General features: G+C 37.7%; 14 protein-coding genes and 2 riboswitches. Of the genes, 3 read left to right on the top strand and 11 right to left on the bottom strand.

What is annotated here, in order from left to right:
* Positions 1–214 precede the first annotated feature (214 nt).
* On the bottom strand, positions 215–2,512 hold the full coding sequence (locus tag AR328_RS14305; protein ID WP_197414467.1) for a LamG domain-containing protein: 2,298 nt from the start codon (positions 2,510–2,512) through the stop codon (positions 215–217).
* Positions 2,513–2,539: 27 nt separating this feature from the next.
* Positions 2,540–2,893 (bottom strand): hypothetical protein, encoded by a 354-nt coding sequence (locus tag AR328_RS14300; RefSeq protein ID WP_066296388.1) that lies wholly within the window; start codon positions 2,891–2,893, stop codon positions 2,540–2,542.
* Between the two features lie 432 nt (positions 2,894–3,325).
* Between AR328_RS14300 and AR328_RS14295 the strand changes: the two genes are divergently transcribed.
* Entirely contained in the window at positions 3,326–6,214 is a 2,889-nt protein-coding gene (locus tag AR328_RS14295) for a transporter substrate-binding protein (protein ID WP_066296385.1), read from the top strand.
* Positions 6,215–6,277: 63 nt separating this feature from the next.
* On the opposite strand, the gene AR328_RS14290 is transcribed toward AR328_RS14295, so the two are convergent.
* The 5 genes from AR328_RS14290 to AR328_RS14270 all read right to left on the bottom strand — a co-directional run bounded on the left by AR328_RS14290 (position 6,278) and on the right by AR328_RS14270 (position 11,462).
* Positions 6,278–6,877 (bottom strand): SET domain-containing protein, encoded by a 600-nt coding sequence (locus AR328_RS14290; protein WP_066296381.1) that lies wholly within the window; start codon positions 6,875–6,877, stop codon positions 6,278–6,280.
* Positions 6,878–7,100: 223 nt separating this feature from the next.
* Complete coding sequence (locus tag AR328_RS14285) at positions 7,101–8,372, bottom strand: dicarboxylate/amino acid:cation symporter (protein ID WP_066296379.1); 1,272 nt, start codon at positions 8,370–8,372, stop codon at positions 7,101–7,103.
* A gap of 24 nt (positions 8,373–8,396) precedes the next feature.
* Positions 8,397–9,245 (bottom strand): diaminopimelate epimerase, encoded by an 849-nt coding sequence (dapF, locus tag AR328_RS14280; protein WP_082677244.1) that lies wholly within the window; start codon positions 9,243–9,245, stop codon positions 8,397–8,399.
* Between the two features lie 17 nt (positions 9,246–9,262).
* Entirely contained in the window at positions 9,263–10,450 is a 1,188-nt protein-coding gene (locus AR328_RS14275) for a MalY/PatB family protein (RefSeq protein WP_231734854.1), read from the bottom strand.
* A gap of 37 nt (positions 10,451–10,487) precedes the next feature.
* Entirely contained in the window at positions 10,488–11,462 is a 975-nt protein-coding gene (locus AR328_RS14270) for a 1-aminocyclopropane-1-carboxylate deaminase/D-cysteine desulfhydrase (RefSeq protein ID WP_066296374.1), read from the bottom strand.
* Positions 11,463–11,737: 275 nt separating this feature from the next.
* On the opposite strand from AR328_RS14270, the gene AR328_RS14265 reads away from it, so the two are divergent.
* Positions 11,738–12,637 (top strand): LysR family transcriptional regulator, encoded by a 900-nt coding sequence (locus tag AR328_RS14265; protein ID WP_066296371.1) that lies wholly within the window; start codon positions 11,738–11,740, stop codon positions 12,635–12,637.
* Positions 12,638–12,802: 165 nt separating this feature from the next.
* Here AR328_RS14265 and AR328_RS14260 read toward each other — a convergent pair whose 3' ends face one another.
* The 3 genes from AR328_RS14260 to AR328_RS14250 form a co-directional block, all read right to left on the bottom strand.
* Complete coding sequence (locus AR328_RS14260) at positions 12,803–13,141, bottom strand: zinc ribbon domain-containing protein YjdM (protein WP_066296368.1); 339 nt, start codon at positions 13,139–13,141, stop codon at positions 12,803–12,805.
* A gap of 461 nt (positions 13,142–13,602) precedes the next feature.
* Entirely contained in the window at positions 13,603–14,802 is a 1,200-nt protein-coding gene (locus tag AR328_RS14255) for a phosphoglycerate dehydrogenase (protein ID WP_066296366.1), read from the bottom strand.
* A gap of 117 nt (positions 14,803–14,919) precedes the next feature.
* A riboswitch (glycine riboswitch) is annotated at positions 14,920–15,000 on the bottom strand.
* Between the two features lie 169 nt (positions 15,001–15,169).
* A riboswitch (ZMP/ZTP riboswitch) is annotated at positions 15,170–15,249 on the bottom strand.
* 87 nt (positions 15,250–15,336) lie between these two features.
* Positions 15,337–16,239, bottom strand: a complete 903-nt coding sequence (locus AR328_RS14250) for a LysR family transcriptional regulator (protein WP_066296365.1) — start codon at positions 16,237–16,239, stop codon at positions 15,337–15,339.
* 119 nt (positions 16,240–16,358) lie between these two features.
* Between AR328_RS14250 and AR328_RS14245 the strand changes: the two genes are divergently transcribed.
* Positions 16,359–17,552, top strand: coding sequence for a coenzyme F420-0:L-glutamate ligase (locus tag AR328_RS14245; protein WP_066297305.1), 1,194 nt, complete (start codon positions 16,359–16,361; stop codon positions 17,550–17,552).
* A gap of 47 nt (positions 17,553–17,599) precedes the next feature.
* Here the strand turns inward: AR328_RS14245 and AR328_RS14240 are convergent, their stop codons facing one another.
* The gene (locus AR328_RS14240) at positions 17,600–17,983 is read right to left on the bottom strand and encodes a VOC family protein (protein WP_066296359.1); all 384 of its coding nucleotides are present in this window, start codon (positions 17,981–17,983) and stop codon (positions 17,600–17,602) included.
* Positions 17,984–18,078: the final 95 nt, after the last annotated feature.

Below are 18,078 nucleotides of genomic sequence, written 5' to 3'. Positions count from 1 at the left end.
GTACCCCCTTCCCCCAGAAAAAAATCAAACAGAGGTATCAACTATACTAAGGTTAGCATTGTTGATTTGATTTTACACAAAAATAAGGACTTGACTGATGTTGTTGAGAAAGCAGACAAAAAGAAAGCTCCATAGGTTTTTTTCCTTTGGAGCTTACCTGTATTTACCTGTTAAACTATTAATCTATCAATAACGCTTTCTTATTAACTCACCATTATTTTACAGTTTCAGCCTTCTTGCTCAAATCCGGAAATGGAATCGGTTCCTCTGATAAGAATCGTTTCAACACATTCTCTGTTAGACGAGAAATATTATTATCGTAATTATTGTGTGATAAGCTTCCACAATAAGCAATGGAGCTTGTTGAGAATACTGCACCACCATTTGGAGTCGGGTAGTAAACCATATCAGCCCTTACTCTTGGATTCTCTTCCCCTCCTAGGCCAGGAATGTTAAAGTACAATTCTTCTGCTACCGGCACGTAGACATTTGTATGGCCTACAGATGAAGCCACGATGACGGCATGCGAAGGAGTTCCAAGCTCCTCATCATAAATATCTAATTCTAATCCAGCTGCTCCTCCACCTACTAGACCGAAGTCACCGATTTTTTCGTCTTTTCCAATTCCTTCAAAGATCCATTCTACTCCAGGTTCAAAGCTATCCTCTGATCTCAGATAATAAGAAGATACTTCAAAGCCTTCCGCCATATATCCTACGCCGCAAACCTTTTGAGGCGCCCTGCCACGGTGCTTCCAAATACTGCCCTGTTCGCCCGTAATACTTAAATGAATTTCGCCCGGCTTAGATTTCCAGCCTTGGTTTCCATAATTCTTTCTAACTTCCATGAGGTTTGGATTATTCGGATCAAAGGTAACAACCCAATAGAAACCATTTGAGCCCATATACATGAAGCGGCCTCCATTAGCTTGGTAATCCTCTACAGCATCCAGCATTTGGCCCGAGTAGTATTCTGGGTGAGAGCCTGTAATGGCTACTTGATAATGGCTTAACAGCTCATATCCTTCAAAATGCAGGTCTTGATCCGTAATAACATCAAAGTCAAAACCTTTTTCAGTCAGCCAGTCGATTAAGTGTAAATCCGCATTAAATTGCCATAAGGATGGAGATAAATTATGACGGTATTTTGGTCTCATATTTAAAATTGGACGCAAGCTAGATGAGAAGCAAACCCCTGAACCATCATTATGATGATCATATGTGGATAGACCAAATTCCGCATGCTCTCCCAAGTACATATCTTCCTGCTGGACAACTGGGGCTCTTCCAAACATAAGTTGAGCAAGCGGGATGTCCTGGAAGCGGTTGTTGGCGTATGCTAAATAGCTGGCAGTAGGAATAATAAGAGCTGTTTTCGCAGTAGGCTTCCCCTTCTTAGGTCTAACGAAGAATACAATGTAATCCTCATCATCTCCTGCGTGCACATGGGCAGCATATACACCGCTTTTTAGCGTATCAGGAACTGTCCATTCAAAGTCAACATCCCATTTCGCATCAGTCATATCATCATCATGGAATTGAATAGCTCCATATTGTTCTGGGGCATGGGTAAAGTTTTGCTCCTCAGATGTCCAGTTATATCCGGTCATCGCGCGGGTAGGGTGATTAACTGCTTCACCGTGGATTTGATTTGGTCCCTTATCATATATCTTTTCAAGCTCTTTGATGCCCTTCTTTGTAATTCCCTCCGCAAAGTCCCATGCCGCTACAACACGATTTCCCGAAGGATTTTCAATCCATGCAGACATTTCTTCTTTCGTTAAAGCTTCATTCGCGATACGCGGACGGTCAATTTTCCCATTAAATCGCCAAATAACCTTTTGTTTACCGTCTGCTTTTTGGAAAATACTGGCGATGGTGAATTCAGCATCATTTGTAGCATGAGGCTTTACTACTGTTTCTACTTCATTATTTGCATTCATCTCTTCAATTCCATATGGAAGTGAAAATCTCCCATTTGTTTTACTAATGACAGCTTCTTGAAAAACAGTTATTTTCCCTGTTTCCGCATCATAGGTTCCCCCAACAAAAAACCATGTGCCTTGTACGAGTGGCTTGTTAGTGCTAACCTTCTCAACGTTCCCGTTTTGATCGCCAATCCATAAAGCCAGACAGCCTTTTTCATCAATGAAAAGGCCATAACCTGAATTTTGATCAGGGGACCATTTTGTCAGAATTCCTTGCACGCCTAAATCAGGTGTTGTTGGATAAATCATCGCTTGCAACGAAAAACTGTTAACGCTTTCAAAATGAGACTGAGCATCGAACTTGATATAGGATCCCATATGTATGGCCTGCTTTCTGCCATCATATTCCTTATTCACATCTGCATCTACACTATAAATCTTTAGTCCTGGCCCTTCGGGATTGGAATCCCCATGGACAAGATGGACAATTTCTGTTTTATATTTTTTATGGTCACTGTTAACCATAAATTTAATATTTTGACCGGGCTGAACACTTAATCGATCTGTATAACCGTTAATTGCCAATAGAATCCTCTCCCTTTTTGGTAGTTATTAATCTACTAATCCATGTTTTTTGAGTCTTTTAAGGAATAAGGCATGCTCTGCCTTTTCACGTGTGTCAAAGCATTGATCTTCAAAAACTTTATACGGAACTCCGCGTTTCCCCGGATGCTCCCCTAAACACCATTCTTGGTGGGGCTTTGTACAAACAATAAGATCTTTTCCTTCGATAATTTCGTGATTTCTTCTTAGGAAATTAACAACCATACTTAGATTATAGCTATGCCTGCCAACAGGAAGCTTTCTATGCTCTTCAATTAACTCCTCTGTAATAAGGGGCTTAATGTTATTCTCAAGGATGTATTTATCTGTACTTAAATAAGCTTTCTTTGCTTGTGCATTCAAAATAAACCCTCCTTTATTTTCACCATTGTAATGTTTCTGACTTACCAAAGTGGCTGCCGGTAATTTGGAATAATCAGTTGATTCACTTTAGGTTTTGGGTGGCATTTTTACAATACCCAAACAATCAGTCACTTCCTTTCTTGGTTTGCACCCTTCACTTTTAGTAATGCAAAGTCCATGCCAAGTTTCATAAATAAAAGACTTAAAGGTTTTTCCAATGAAATGAAGAATATAATACCTTGATGTTGTTAACCTTTTGAGAGTCAACTTTTCTTCCTTTTATAAAAATTACATTTTTCATTAAAAAAAATTTTCTTGCCAACAAAATGTTAAGCATTTGTACACTCAAATCTGTAAAGAAGATGTTCAACTGTCAAATTAGTGTACTGAACAAAAAATGAACAATTTTATAAAAGAAGGGAGCCAATATCATTGGAAAAACAGGAGCTGAAAGTGGGAATTCTCTTTTCATTAACAGGGACAACCAGTATTACTGAACGGGGACAGTATCAAGCATGCTTATTAGCGATTAAACATATTAATGAAAGCGGCGGCATTAATGGAAAAACACTTATCCCGATTGTCGAGGATGCGGCTTCCGATCCTGATATAACTCGCCAGAAGGCTGAAAAGCTTATCGTTACCGATCAAGTCACGGCCATTATCGGCTGCTATACCGCCGCCTGCAGGAAAAGTGTTATTCCCGTTTTGGAAAAGTATAATAATTTATTATTTTATCCGACCATAAATGAAGGCGGAGAAATGCATCCCAACATCTTTTATTCCAATTCAACGCCTAATCAACAGCTGCTGGACTTCATTCCTTGGCTCATTCGCCATGTTGGAAAGACCTTTTACCTCCTAGGCTCAGACTATATTTATCCTAGAGAGATAAACCGATTCGTACGCCAGCTCGTTGAATATCACGGAGGATCTGTTTTTGGAGAACAATACGTTGCACTAGGAAACCAAGTTTTTGATAAGCACTTCAGTGAAATCCGACAGATGAATCCAGATATTGTCTTTTCCACCTTGGTTGGCGACAGTACCATTAGCTATTACCAGCAGCATGAAAAACTCGGGTTTCAGCAGCCCATTGCTAGTAATGTGACGGCGGAAACTGAAATTAAAGCGATTGATCCTAAAGGGAAAACTGAATTTTACTCCAGTTTTTCATATTTCAGCACGATTGATCGGGCCGAAAATAGAAAATTCATTACGGAATTCCAGCGAATTTATGGGACTGATATTATTAGTTCGGTTATGGAGAGTGCCTATAATAGCATGATCCTGCTTGCAGAAGCACTTAAAAGGGTGGATACTGTCTCAACTAAAGCTATTCGAAATGCTTTATCTGGTCTATCCATTGAAGCCCCACAAGGGAAAATTATGGTTGATCCGATCAATCAGCATGTATGGCTAAATTCGCGGATTGGAAAGGTCAATGAATCCGGTCAATTTCATATTTTATGGGAGTCAGATAATCCAATTAAACCGATTCCGTTGATGGAAGACGCACTGCCATCACATCCTAAGGATATTATTCCTGTCAAAAATAATGAGCAATTCCAGACTAAAAAAAATCAGTGCCAGCCCCTTCTTTCTGAACTCAAAAAAAATCTTTCATGGCTTCCCTTTCCGTTTGCCTATTTTGATGAGGAAGGTGTCCTGATAGAAATCATTAATGGTGGCTCTCCCGCAGCCACCTCCCCACTATTAAATTTGCGGCCAGGAGATACGGTAAATAGCACACTCTTAGAAAACAGTGGAATTAGCACTGCTTTCAGAGAGAAAACATCCGCATATACAGTTACAAATGAGAGTGTTAGGAAATCAAACAATACATATGTTGTTGCAGGGTTCCCTATCGTTGGATCATTTGATAAACGTAAAGGTGTATTGGGCGTTTATATGCCAAAGACTTCATCTGAATCAACTGAACAGCTGCTAGAAAGCATTAAGGGGATCATCCATCTAAGTTCTAAGCTAGTTGAAAGTCAAGAGAAACAGCATATTTTAAATAACGCCCTTGGTGAAATTACAGACCAGCAGCCGGGAGGTTTGTTCATCATAAAAGAAGGGGATATTCATTTTCAAAACAAAAAGGCAGTTGAATTATGGGGAAATAAACAAAGCATGGTACAAACTGTTTTACAGGAGATCTCTTTGGATAGGAGCGACAGAGAAAAAGGAGAGGAGCGTATTTTAAGGCGGAAGGATAAAGAAGAAAGCTTTGAGATAAAAGTACAAAAGAAAAATTTGTTGACTTTTATTCGTTTTAAGTCCCTTCCTCGCCAGCCTTATCGTTTTTCCTTGAATGAAAGAAAGAACTTAACTACTTATGATCTAATCGGTTCCAGCAATTTATTTTTAAAAACAATTGAATTGGCACGCTCTGCTTCGAAAATACAGGCTAATACTCTTATACTAGGCGAAAGCGGAACTGGCAAAGAGATGTTTGCTCGTGCTATCCATAATGAAAGTGCACGGAGGAATAAGCCATTTGTAGCGGTAAATTGCGGTGCAATGTCAAAAGAACTGATTAATTCTGAACTGTTTGGGTATGTAGAAGGGGCTTTTACAGGTGCCAAAAAGGGCGGCAGTCCAGGCAAATTTGAGGTTGCTAATGGCGGGACTCTTTTTCTTGATGAAATTGGTGAAATGCCTCTTGAGCTGCAAACAACCTTATTAAGAGTTTTGCAAGAAAAAGAAGTGTTTCGCGTTGGCGGTCACAAGCCTATTCCGTTAGATGTACGAATCATTGCCGCAACGAATAAGGATCTTTTTCAGGAAATTGCCTTCAATGGCTCATTTCGGAGTGACCTGTATTACCGGCTAAATGTTTTTACTATCGAACTTGTGCCTCTTCGTAAAAGACCTGAGGATATCGCCCATTTCAGTTATCATTATTTAGAAGATTTCAATGCCCTAACCGGCAATAAGAAGGAGTTTTCAAATGAAGCCCTGATGCTAATGCAAAAATACAATTGGCCCGGAAATATCCGAGAGCTTTGCAACGTAATTGAAAGAGCCTATTACTTAGCAGGGAACTCATCCATTATTGAACAAGAGCATCTTCCTCAAGAAATAGCTGAAAATGTCCAAGCATTTAAGCAGGAAGGCTCTTATTCCCTCCATAATATAAAGAGCATTACGGATATAAAGGAAAAAAACTATGAACACGAACGCCAATTTTATATCCAAATATTAATGAAACACAAGGGAAATATCACGAGAACAGCCAAACACCTTAGCATCTCTCGTACAACCCTGTACCAGAGACTTAAAGAATTCCAAATTGAGATTAGAAGAGTTAAATAGATGTATAGAGAAGCATACATCCTTGATGTTGAAGGATGTATGCTTCATATTTTTTATTAACCATTATCTATGTTTATTTCGGTCATAATAGATGCATTTGATAGAATCCAATAGAATTCGCTCTAAGGATGCAATTTTTATTTTTTCCATAAATTGTGGCTGAATGAGGTGAAATAGGGGCTGTTTAACCTCATAGAGGTTTTGTAAAGCTTCCATTACTTTTTGATCCCATTCCTCCGAGAAATTAAGTAGATCATCAGGGTAAACTTCTTTTCTCTCTGTTCCATCCTCTGGTATACATTCAAAGGGTTCATCTATATTTAAAGTTCCATAATCATCTGTTAATTGCTCCCCTGGATAAATGTCCCGGACTGCCACTTCAAATTCATAAGCGGTTCCTAAACAATTAGCATGAAAACTATGGTTCACATATCTGCCTAAATCCCAGCAAAGAATATATTTTCCTTCTTGATTGCGATAGGAGTATTTCTTTAGGAGCTCCCTTCTGTATGGATCTAGATTTTCAACATCGTCTGGCTTCAGTATTTGATCCAGCTCATCCAAAGCCCACGTAATGGTACCCTTTGGAATGAATTCAGTAGCAAATACCCCAAAACCTATCTGATCATTAATAAAGCGTAACTCCGTATGTGGGTGAATCATCTCGAGTATTCCCCTTTGCATAGTTGGTTTTATCCATAATCTATGCACAGAAATCCTGCTTGTTGCAAAAGAAAAAGCTGTTTCTGCCTTATATTAAGCAGAACAGCTTTGTCCTCTTATTCGAATCTTTTATCTACCTAACTGACGAAGTTGTAAAGAACACATCAACTAACTTAGGTCAGTTGCCTTCCTTTCTTCAATAGGAAAACCTAGGTGGTACTTATCACTGTTCTAATGCTTCTCCATGTTCTATAAATTCTGAAGGCTTTAACTTTTTGTCCATCCAGTTTTTCCCCTCGATGATTCTGGCCATTAACATTCCACCTACTGTATCTCCAGTTGAATTTACCATTGTTGCCGGAGGATCTACCAAAGTTCCTAACATAGAGAGGATAACCAAGGCTTCTGGAGGGAACCCATACATTGTGATAATTAACAATTCACCGACAAAACCTCCACCTGGTACTCCCGACATGACCATGCCGCTCAATAAAGCAATGAGAATAGCCGTCATAAACGTATCTATTCCAGTAAAGGACATATTGAATAAACCGAAAAGAAAAGCAATTTTTAATATCGCACTTAAGCAGGATCCGTCCATATGGGCTGTTGCTCCAACAGGAATAACAATTTCGCGAATATCTTTTGGAACGCCAATTTTGGCGGAAGCTGCTAGGTTTGCTGGAATTGTCGCAACACTGCTTTGAGTTGCCAAGGAAGTGGCTGCTGGAGTGATAATTTCCTTCCAGAATGTTTTTGTCCCTCTTTTCCCCCCAGCTATAAAAGCATAAATGGTAAAGGCAACAAAGAAATATATAATTGAAATTGGATAATAAATGGCCATCGCTTTTGCATAAGAACCAAGCAATTCAGGACCGAATACCCCAATTAACGTTGCAAAATAGGCGCCTAATCCAATTGGAGCAAACCACATAACAATGGAAACGAGTTTCATTATTACATCGGAGAGTTGAGAAAGCCCCGCTGCAATTTTCCTTCCCTTTTCACCTAACATACTAACAGAAAGACCGAAAAGGATAGAAAAGACGATTAAAGCAAGCATGTTTTTTCTTGAAAACAATTCAAGAAAATCAGGTACGGTGAATGCAGAAACGATTTGGTCTGCCGTACTCAATGGCTTTATTTCATCCGGCTTCTGCATTTCAATGTGTACTCCTTCTGCCGGAGGGAATGCTGTCACACCCACAATCATAACAATGGAAGAAATGATCCCCGTAACAGCAAACACTAATAGCATAACTCCTAAGATTTTACCAAGTCTTTTGAGGCTTGCTATGCTGGCAACGGCACTACTAATAGAGATAAATACAAGTGGAACGACAATGGTAAACATGAGATTAATAAAAATGTCACCCAACGGTTTGAGTACTTCCGCTTTAGGTCCAGCAATTAAGCCAATAATACTTCCTGTTATTATTGACAATATTAAAATGATAGGGAATTTATATGATTTCCAAATACTCTTTTTATTCATATGTTCCGATCCTCCTTAGTTATTTTAAACTTTTACACCTTTCCAATCATCCAATGGAATAGTCCCTTCACAAACCGTAACAGCATTACCTTCAAGATATATGTCTTGAATCATTTCATCTGTTACTTGAAACGATACTCTAAGAGTCCCCCCAAGTGTTTTTACCGTGACAGGAGATTCAATTAGATCCAATAACCGTGACATAATCGCCGAAGCCGTAGCACCCGACCCGCATGCTAAAGTCTCTTCTTCGACTCCTCTTTCATATGTCCTTATATTGATATGATGCCGATCCAAAATTTCAATTAAATTTACATTCGTTCCCTGTGGAAAGATATCCGTTCTGTTCCTAATCATCCTTCCCCATTCATAAAAGGAAGACCACTCCGACAGGTCAAAAGAATCTTGCAGCCATACCGTATGCGGTACACCAACATTGGCATAATGATATGTTTTGTTTTGATTGTTCAAAGATAAAACTTGGTTTAGTACAATCTCATTCTTTTTAAGTTCAGGGAACTTTACTTTTACATAAGAGTCATGGATGGATGCTTCATAGATTCCATTTAACGTTTCAAAAGTCATCTCCTTTCCAGTCACGCCAAGCTGAAAGGCGAATTTACAAAGACAACGGGCTCCATTTCCACACATTTCTCCTTCACTGCCATCAGCATTAAAATATCGCATTTTGAAAGTCGCAATAGTCGATTTTTCCAACAACATGAGACCGTCAGCGCCAATATGAAATCTCCTTTTGCAAACTTCCGCAGCGAATTTGGTTATTGTTACACCCTCCATAATGTCTTCCCTGTTATCAATCAAAATAAAGTCGTTCCCACAACCATGCATTTTTGTAAAAGGAATACTCTTCACTTTTCCACCTCTATGAATTAAGGAATTAATTTATAAGCTCGTTTCACATAACTTTCCTTTATCTTTTCTAAAGCAACTTCTAATAAAGATCTTGTACAGGCAATATTTACTCTCACAAAATTACCGCTATCTTTTCCATATGTGCTACCAGCATTAACCCTAATTCCCGAATCTTCAAAAAATTTAGTTGGCAATTCGCTATTTAAGCCTAACTCTTCACAGTCAATCCATAATAAATAGGAACATTCAGGATACTGAACTTTTAACTTTGGCATATTTTTATTGATATACTCTATAGCAAAGGTAATATTTTTTCGTAAATAATCATTTAATTCATCCACGTAATAATCGCATTCATTATAAGCAGCTATTAAAGCCTCAATCCCTAGATAGTTATAATCAAAGTGATATTTTACGTAAATATCGTCAAAAGCTCTCTTCAAATTTTTGTTTTTTATAATAATATAAGCGCTAAAAAAAGATGCTAAATTAAAAGTTTTACTTGGAGAGTTCATCACTACAACATTTTTATCCTCTTCCTCACAAATCTCTAAAAAGGAGTAAAAAGGTAATCCTTTGTGGATCATATCACTATGAATCTCATCACTTATAATAATCACGTTATTCTCGCGACACAAATCATACATTTTCTTCATTTCTTCTTTTGTCCATACCCGTCCAATTGGATTAGCAGGGTTACATACAAGGAGTATCTTTACGTCTGGCATCTTTAGTTTATTCTCTAAATCTTCAAAATCAATATTGTAACATCCATCGTTAAATCTTAATGGATTGTTGATAGCTTCTCTATTAAAATTCTCAATGACCGTTTTAAAAGTTGCATAGACTGGAGGTTGAATCACGATCTTGTCTCCCGGATTGGTGTAAGCATCTAAAAACATCCATAAAGCACCTGTCATTAGTCCTGGTGCATAACTAATTTCATCTAGACCAATATCAACTTTATGATGGCGACCATACCATCCTTTAATAGCACTAGTAAATCGCTCATGAGGAAAATATCCATAACCGAAAACGCCAAAGTCTACTTTTTTTCTTACTGCATCTAATACCTCTTTTGGAGCTCTGTAATCAGTGTCAGCAATCCCTAATGGAATCAGTGCACCACCTTTTCCTTCATTGTCCCATTTATCCGAATCAGTGCCGATTCTATTTATAGTTTCATCAAAGTCGTGTAACATCATAGTTTCCCCTCTTTATCGAAAATGATTTTTACTTTTTTCATCTATTTAACATATTAATCTTTTCATCCGTCCAACCAAAAATACCGCCCGTATGAATAAAAAGGATGTTTTGGCTATCCTGGAGTTTTCCATTTGCAAGTTCATGGTATAGACCATACATGGCCTTTCCTGTATAGACGGGGTCAAGAATAAGCCCATCTTCTTGTGCATATCTCTCGATAAATTTCAATTCTTCCAATTGGCTTTTGCCATACCCTAATCCAATATAACGGTCAATAATATTAATCTCTTTATCATTAAACGAATAAGAGTTGGCCCTATATTGATTCATATTCTCCAAAATATGCATGATATTATCAGTTGCTTTTTTTTGCTGATTTAACACACTCATTCCGATAATATTCTTACTTTTATTGCTTTCTTTATTTCCGTATAACAAACCCGCATACGTTCCCCCGGAGCCGTTCGCAACCACGATTGTATCAAACCTAATTCCTAATTCCTCTTCTTGACGCAAGATTTCATAGTATGCTTCTACATATCCTAAAGCCCCTAAACCATTCGAACCTCCCATCGGAATGACATATGGTTTATGTCCCAAACTAGTCAATTCTTTTTCCGCTATTTTGATAATTGATGTTAAATTTCGATACTCATCTTCGGATACTAGTTTTATTTGTGCACCGACTAATCTATTGAAAAATAGATTCCCTTCTGACTTATTAGTCTCACTTTCTTTTAAAATCAATAATGATTTCATTTGATATTTAGCCGCTATAATTGCAGTGGCTCTCGCATGGTTTGATTGGATCCCGCCACTGGTAATTAAATAATCACACTTTTTAGTTTGAGCATCTTTCAACAAATACTCTAGCTTCCTAACTTTATTTCCTGATGTTTCCATTCCCGTCTGGTCATCGCGTTTAATAAAGACCGATTTGTTCAAGTATTTACTAAAAAAATTGGCTTTTTCAATTTTTGTAGGTACATTGGCAATCATCATTTTTTCCATTAATCTATTTCCATCCCTTAGAGTTTTCTATTCCGTAATGAGGCTTTGAATATCACATTTTCGCTTTGTTGCGATTTGAAGCGCCTTAGCAATAAAATCTACATTTTCCACCTCCTTACGTACCTTCGTTGTTTGTTTGATTCCTCTTAAATTGTTTAATGGGTATGAAATGTGTGTTACTGCTATTATAAAATATATCAATTTGTTTGAATAATGAATTAATTGAACTTATAATATAACCAAAGGTTATATTATAAGAAAGGATAGATTAATTAATGACCTCTTATGAAATCGAAGCGTTTCTAGCAGTTGTAAAGCACGAATCACTAACAAAAGCAGCTGAGGCTATTCACATCTCTCAACCAGCTTTAAGTAAACGTATTTCACAGCTGGAAGCAAAACTTGGATTTCCTTTGATTATTAGACAAAAAGGTGTTCGAAAAGTAAAACTTACTGAAAAAGGGAACTCTTTTATATCTATCGCTAATCGATTCAAAGATATTTGGAGTGATGTAAAATCCCTAGATACTATCAAACAATATAACCTATTCCATATAGCTTCTTCGGATGGGCCACATTTATATGTTTTGTCCAAAGTCTATACGGAAATGATCAAAAGATTCCCTAACTTAGCACTTCGTTTGAAAACATTAAACTATCGTGAATGCTATCAAAGAGTTGCTACTGGAAGTGTTGAGGTTGCACTAGTAGGTGCTAACTATTATTTTAAAGGGGTTACATCCTTACCTGCTTATAGTGAAAAAATGCATTTTATATGCCGAACTGATTCAGACTATCCAGACATAGTTGAGCCTAATATGCTTTCTGTTTCAAATAGTGTTTATTCTCCGTATTCAGCAGAGTATATGATTTGGTTTGATTACTGGTTTAAAACACGGAATGAACCACTTATTGAAACTGATTTAATTTTACTTGTTGAAGATTTTCTTACATCTTTAAATAAAAATATATGGACATTTGTCCCATCATCTGCTTTGGAGTACTTTCTGAAGAATCCGTTATTAATCACTCGAAAATTCATCAACAACCCACCTGACAGAAATATATTTTTAATTAGTAAGCCAGATCATGAATCAGAATATATGGAGGCCTTTACAGAAATACTTAAGAATACCATTAATGGACTTGATGGAGTTAAATTGCTTCTTCCTTAAACCATGTATAGCAATTTAATTAGAAAAAGAGTTATATATTACAAGCGTAGTTTACGATAAAAAATGCCTATCTGGTTGGATAATCAATCAGATAGGCATTTTTTATTGTATGCTTTTTCATACTCTTCTTAGGGTAAGCCACAAGGATGTTAGGTCCTGTCTTTCTTATACCTTTTTAACAAATTCAGATTTTAATTTCATGGCTCCAAAGCCTTCAATTTTGCAATCAATATCATGGTCGCCATCTACAAGACGGATTCCTTTAACCTTCGTTCCAACCTTGATAACAGATGAACTCCCTTTCACCTTAAGGTCTTTAATGACTGTAACCGTATCCCCATCGTTTAAGATATTTCCATTTGCATCTTTATAAACCTTTACGTCATCATTTTGGGCCTCTGATTCCAGATTCCATTCATGGGCACATTCCGGACAAATAAACAGATTTCCATCTTCATATGTATATTCTGAATTACATTTTGGACAATTAGGCAATTTCGACACTGGCCATTTCCCCCTTCATTATTAGTCTAAATACTATCTTGGTTTCATCGCCTACAAGTATATTGGATAATCAGTAAAGTTTCCACTAAACTTCATAAATGCTGGTCTTAGTATGATATTTTCACCGAACTTAAATACCATGAATCCTTCATGACCTCCGTTTTCCATCTTGACCTGCTAAAACGAGCTTTATGAACCCTTCATAGCTTCCGTTTTTCATCTTAACTTGCTAAAACAGGCATCATGAGCCCTTCATAGCTTCCGTTTTTCATCTTAACTTGCTAAAACAGGCATCATGAGCCCTTCATAGCTTCCGTTTTCCATCTTAACTTGTTAAAACAAGCATCATGAGCCCTTCATAGCTTCCGTTTTCCATCTCAAACCGCTAAAACGATCACCATGAATCCCTTCAGGCAAAAAAAGACCAACCTCCGAATTAAAGGAGGCTAGTCTCTATTAGCTTATGGAATCATTCGAACGGTCACAATTCCATCGATCTGGCTTATGATCTCTTCCAAACTCAACATAATTTCTTGATCTACATGACTATCAATATCAATAATAGTGTAAGCATAATCGCCGCGGCTTCTATTCACCATGTCAGCGATGTTTAAATGATAGTTTGAGATAGCAGATGTAATTTTCCCAACCATGTTTGGTATGTTTTTATGGAAAGCCGTCACACGCTGTTTTCCTGTATAAGGAAGAGCAGCATTTGGGAAATTCACTGAGTTTTTAATATTCCCGGTCTCAAGAAAATCCTTTAGCTGACGGGCTGCCATAATCGCGCAATTTTCTTCGGATTCCACTGTAGAAGCACCAAGGTGAGGGGTTGGAATCACGTTTTTCATTTTCAATACATTTTCATTTGGGAAATCTGTCATGTATTTTCCTACTTTTCCGCTTTCAAGGGCAGTAGCCATGTCCTTTTCATTCACTAATTCTCCTCGAGAAAAGTTCAAAATATATACATCGTCCTTCATTAAGCTAAAGGTCGCTTCGTTGAACATTTCTCTCGTATCTTCCGTTAATGGAACATGGACCGTAATATAATCAGATTCGGCAAAAAGCTGTTCGATGGTCATCGCGCGCTGAACTTTGCGGGATAACTTCCAGGCAATATCAACAGAGATAAATGGGTCAAACCCAATGACATCCATGTCTAACTCAATCGCATCATTCGCCACAAGGGCGCCGATCGCCCCCAGCCCAATAACGCCTAGCGTTTTCCCCTTAATTTCCTTCCCAACAAATTGCTTCTTGCCTGCTTCCACAAGCTTTGGAATTTGTTCTCCTTCACCTGCTAAGTTCTTAACCCAGCTCACACCGGCAAAAAGGTTGCGAGATGCAGCCATTAATGAAGTCAGCACCAATTCTTTCACTGCGTTGGCATTAGCACCCGGGGTATTAAAGACAACAATCCCTTGTTCCGTGCACTTTTCGACCGGTATGTTATTCACGCCCGCTCCTGCTCGTGCAATAGCCTTTAATTGATTGCCGAATTCCATAGAATGCATATTAAAGCTGCGAACAACAAACGCATCAGGGTTCTCATGATCATTGTCAATTGTATAGTCGTTATTAAGAACTTTTAGTCCGCTTTCTGCGATATTATTTAATGTTTTGATTGTCTTAACTTTATTTACTACTGTTGTGCTCATCGTCACTTCTCCTCTTTATCGTCTATTTTTAAACTAGGAATCTAATAAAATAAAAAAAGAGACTGGTGTTCCCCAATCTCATCAGACGTCAAAAAATAACAAATAGCACAATACATTTGTTATTCTTCTGTCCTTTTGCCTGAGATTTTGAACCCTTCGGCGCTGCAGTCAACGTGCAGTCTCTCCAGAAGCTGCTCCTGTTATAGTGCGACCCATAACAATCATAGCTTTCCTTCTATTTAATTATTAGTAATTTTACGAAAAATCTGTACCTCTACAATAATAGAAATTAAAAGCTTTATCAACCATTAATTTTCTAAGCCATCCCCCCTGTATATACACAAAGAGGTAAGGGAAAAAACTCCCTTACCTCTGCCCAGGCGAACGGCTAATCGTTACTATGTGCTCCCCCACGGTTATCCGTTTTCGCCAGTTACACATAGCCTTTGAAATTGATTCCATAATATCAGATTTTACAGAAACCTTCAACAATTAATTTTATTAAAAATAATACTGTTGAAGAACAGCTTCACTTTATAGAAATGCCATTTGTGCTGGCTTCTTTTCTAATATCTCTACAAATTTAGTGGAGGCTGGCGAAAGTGGAACACTTTTTAGAAAACAAACGCCAATATCGCGCTTTGGTATTTCCTCGACAAGCTGGATTTCATACAATAATCCTTTATTTAAATAATTTTGTGAGAATTCCTTCGTGACACAGGCAATCCCTAAATTAATTTTTGCAAATTCCAAAAGTAAATCATGTGAGCCTAATTCGAATTCAGGGGATATTTGTATCCCTTTGGATAGCAAGTATTCCTCCACATAGTTTCTGGAATTTGAATTATCAAGAAAAATTAACGGCAGCTTAACTAATTTCTGAATACTTACGGCTTCAGATAAAAGGCCCTTATATTTTTCACCGCATACAAAGATATCGTGGACTTCAAGGCAAGGCCTTAGCTCTAACGCAGGATCATCAAGCGGGAAATTACAAACAGCCACATCGACCTCCCCTGATTTCAGCAAGGAGCAGATTTCTAATGTCGTCCCATTCACAATCTTAAATTTAATATTAGGATAATGATTGTGAAAAAGCTCTAAATATGGGAGTAAAAAATATCTGGAGATCGTGTCCCCGACACCGATCTTTAATTCTCCCGCCGTTAAATTTTTAAATTCTAATATCTTTTCCTCTCCTACATCAATTAAATTAATAGCTGAATGAACATATTCAAATAATAATTTGCCCTCATCCGTGAAGGTAACCCCTTTAGGAGTCCGGTTGAAAAGGCGTGTATCCAATTCTTTTTCTAATTGCATGATGCTTTGACTAACGGCAGGCTGTGTCATGTAAAGCTCTTTCGCCGCTTTAGAAAAACTTTTGCAATTTCCAACGATACAAAAAACCTTATATAAATCTAACTTACTAACCATATAAACACCCCTTATATCCACTATTAGATATATTAATTTTACTTATATCACTAAAGAGGTGTATAGTACAAGTGGATATTATGGAAATTAAGCCTAACAGTCATAAGGGAGCGATTATATTGGAAAGAGTAGTTGGAACTGTTGTTAGAGGCCTTCGTTGCCCCATCATCAATCAAGGGGACAATATTGAAGAAATTGTTGTAGACAGTGTGCTAAAGGCTGCAGAAGTTGAAGGCTTTAGTATTCAAGATAAAGATATTGTAACCGTTACGGAATCCATTGTTGCTCGTGCACAAGGAAACTATGCGACAGTCGATCATATTGCTCAAGATGTTCGTTCAAAATTTGGTGATGAAACCATTGGGGTCATTTTCCCTATCTTAAGCCGCAATCGCTTTGCTATCTGTCTTCGCGGGATTGCAAAAGGGACAGCAAAGAAAATTGTATTAATGCTCAGCTATCCGTCTGATGAGGTCGGAAATCATTTAGTTGATATCGATTTACTTGATGAAAAGGGTGTGAATCCTTGGACAGATGTTCTAACTGAGAACCAATTCCGTGACCTTTTTGGCTATAACAAACATACTTTTACCGGTGTTGATTATATTGATTACTATAAATCGTTAGCAGAAGAATACGGTGTGGAATGTGAAGTCATCTTCTCCAATAACCCGAAAACCATTTTAGAATATACAAAGAATGTTCTTACTTGTGATATCCATACAAGATTTAGAACGAAGAGAATTTTAAAAGCGAATGGCGGCGAAAAAATTTATAGCCTCGATAATATTTTATCAGAGTCTATTGATGGAAGCGGCTGTAATGAAGATTATGGTCTCCTTGGATCCAATAAAGCAACTGAAGACAGTGTGAAGCTATTCCCGCGCAATTGCCAGCCGGTTGTTGACCAAATTCAGCAAATGCTGAAAGAAAAGACAGGAAAAGTCGTTGAAGTGATGGTTTACGGAGACGGCGCCTTTAAGGATCCAGTCGGAAAGATTTGGGAGCTTGCGGATCCAGTTGTATCACCTGCTTACACTTCCGGCCTTGATGGAACTCCTAATGAAATAAAGCTAAAGTATCTTGCTGATAATAATTTTGCTGATTTAAAAGGGGAAGAACTGAAAAAGGCGATCTCCGAATTTATTAATAATAAAGAATCTGACCTTGTAGGATCAATGGAATCACAAGGAACGACTCCTAGAAAATTAACTGACCTGATTGGATCTCTATCTGACTTAACTTCAGGCAGCGGAGATAAAGGAACACCGATTATTTTTATTCAAGGATATTTTGATAACTATACGAAGTAAATATAAAAAACTAGATGCCCTTGAAACTCGGCATCTAGTTTTTATTATTACGCCTTACTTTTTTCCATGACGGCAAAGTAATTTTTCTCATCATCTGCAAAGTTAAATACTCTTCCTGAAGGCATCGTGACAATTTCGCCAACCGTGACATACTTATCAGTAAGATCTTTATACAATTGATCCAGGTTTTCTGTGAAAAACATTAACGATGGGGTGCCAAGATTTAATTCCGGCTGCATTTTGGCTATGAACTCCTTGTTATGAAGAACAATGCTTGTTTCCGCTCCCTGTGAAGGAGCAATTTCAATCCATCTCATGTGGCCATTATCTTGATCAGAAACGACGATAAATCCGACTTTTTCAGTCCAAAACTTCACTGATTCCTCTTGATTATTAACGTATAACATAATTTGACCGACTTGCGTTATCATCTACAATAACATCCCTTCAGTTTGAAATGGAACATGGAGACGGGCCCCTAGTCCCTATTGTATAATATCTTTAACTAACGAGTCGAATAGGAGTA

The organism is Bacillus sp. FJAT-29937 (genome assembly GCF_001509555.1).
GTDB lineage: Bacteria > Bacillota > Bacilli > Bacillales > Cytobacillaceae > Cytobacillus.
Note: the sequence above shows the minus strand (reverse complement) of the source record. Positions and strands in the feature narration are given on the sequence as shown.

Excerpts from the sequence above, each read along its gene's own strand:
- AR328_RS14255 (WP_066296366.1), bottom strand. The coding sequence starts at position 14,802 with ATGAGCACAACAGTAGTAAATAAAGTTAAGACAATCAAAACATTAAAT.
- AR328_RS14275 (WP_231734854.1), bottom strand. The coding sequence starts at position 10,450 with ATGATGTTACACGACTTTGATGAAACTATAAATAGAATCGGCACTGAT.
- AR328_RS14285 (WP_066296379.1), bottom strand. The coding sequence starts at position 8,372 with ATGAATAAAAAGAGTATTTGGAAATCATATAAATTCCCTATCATTTTA.
- AR328_RS14250 (WP_066296365.1), bottom strand. The coding sequence starts at position 16,239 with ATGGTTAGTAAGTTAGATTTATATAAGGTTTTTTGTATCGTTGGAAAT.
- AR328_RS14240 (WP_066296359.1), bottom strand. The coding sequence starts at position 17,983 with ATGATAACGCAAGTCGGTCAAATTATGTTATACGTTAATAATCAAGAG.
- AR328_RS14270 (WP_066296374.1), bottom strand. The coding sequence starts at position 11,462 with ATGGAAAAAATGATGATTGCCAATGTACCTACAAAAATTGAAAAAGCC.
- AR328_RS14290 (WP_066296381.1), bottom strand. The coding sequence starts at position 6,877 with ATGATTCACCCACATACGGAGTTACGCTTTATTAATGATCAGATAGGT.
- AR328_RS14265 (WP_066296371.1), top strand. The coding sequence starts at position 11,738 with ATGACCTCTTATGAAATCGAAGCGTTTCTAGCAGTTGTAAAGCACGAA.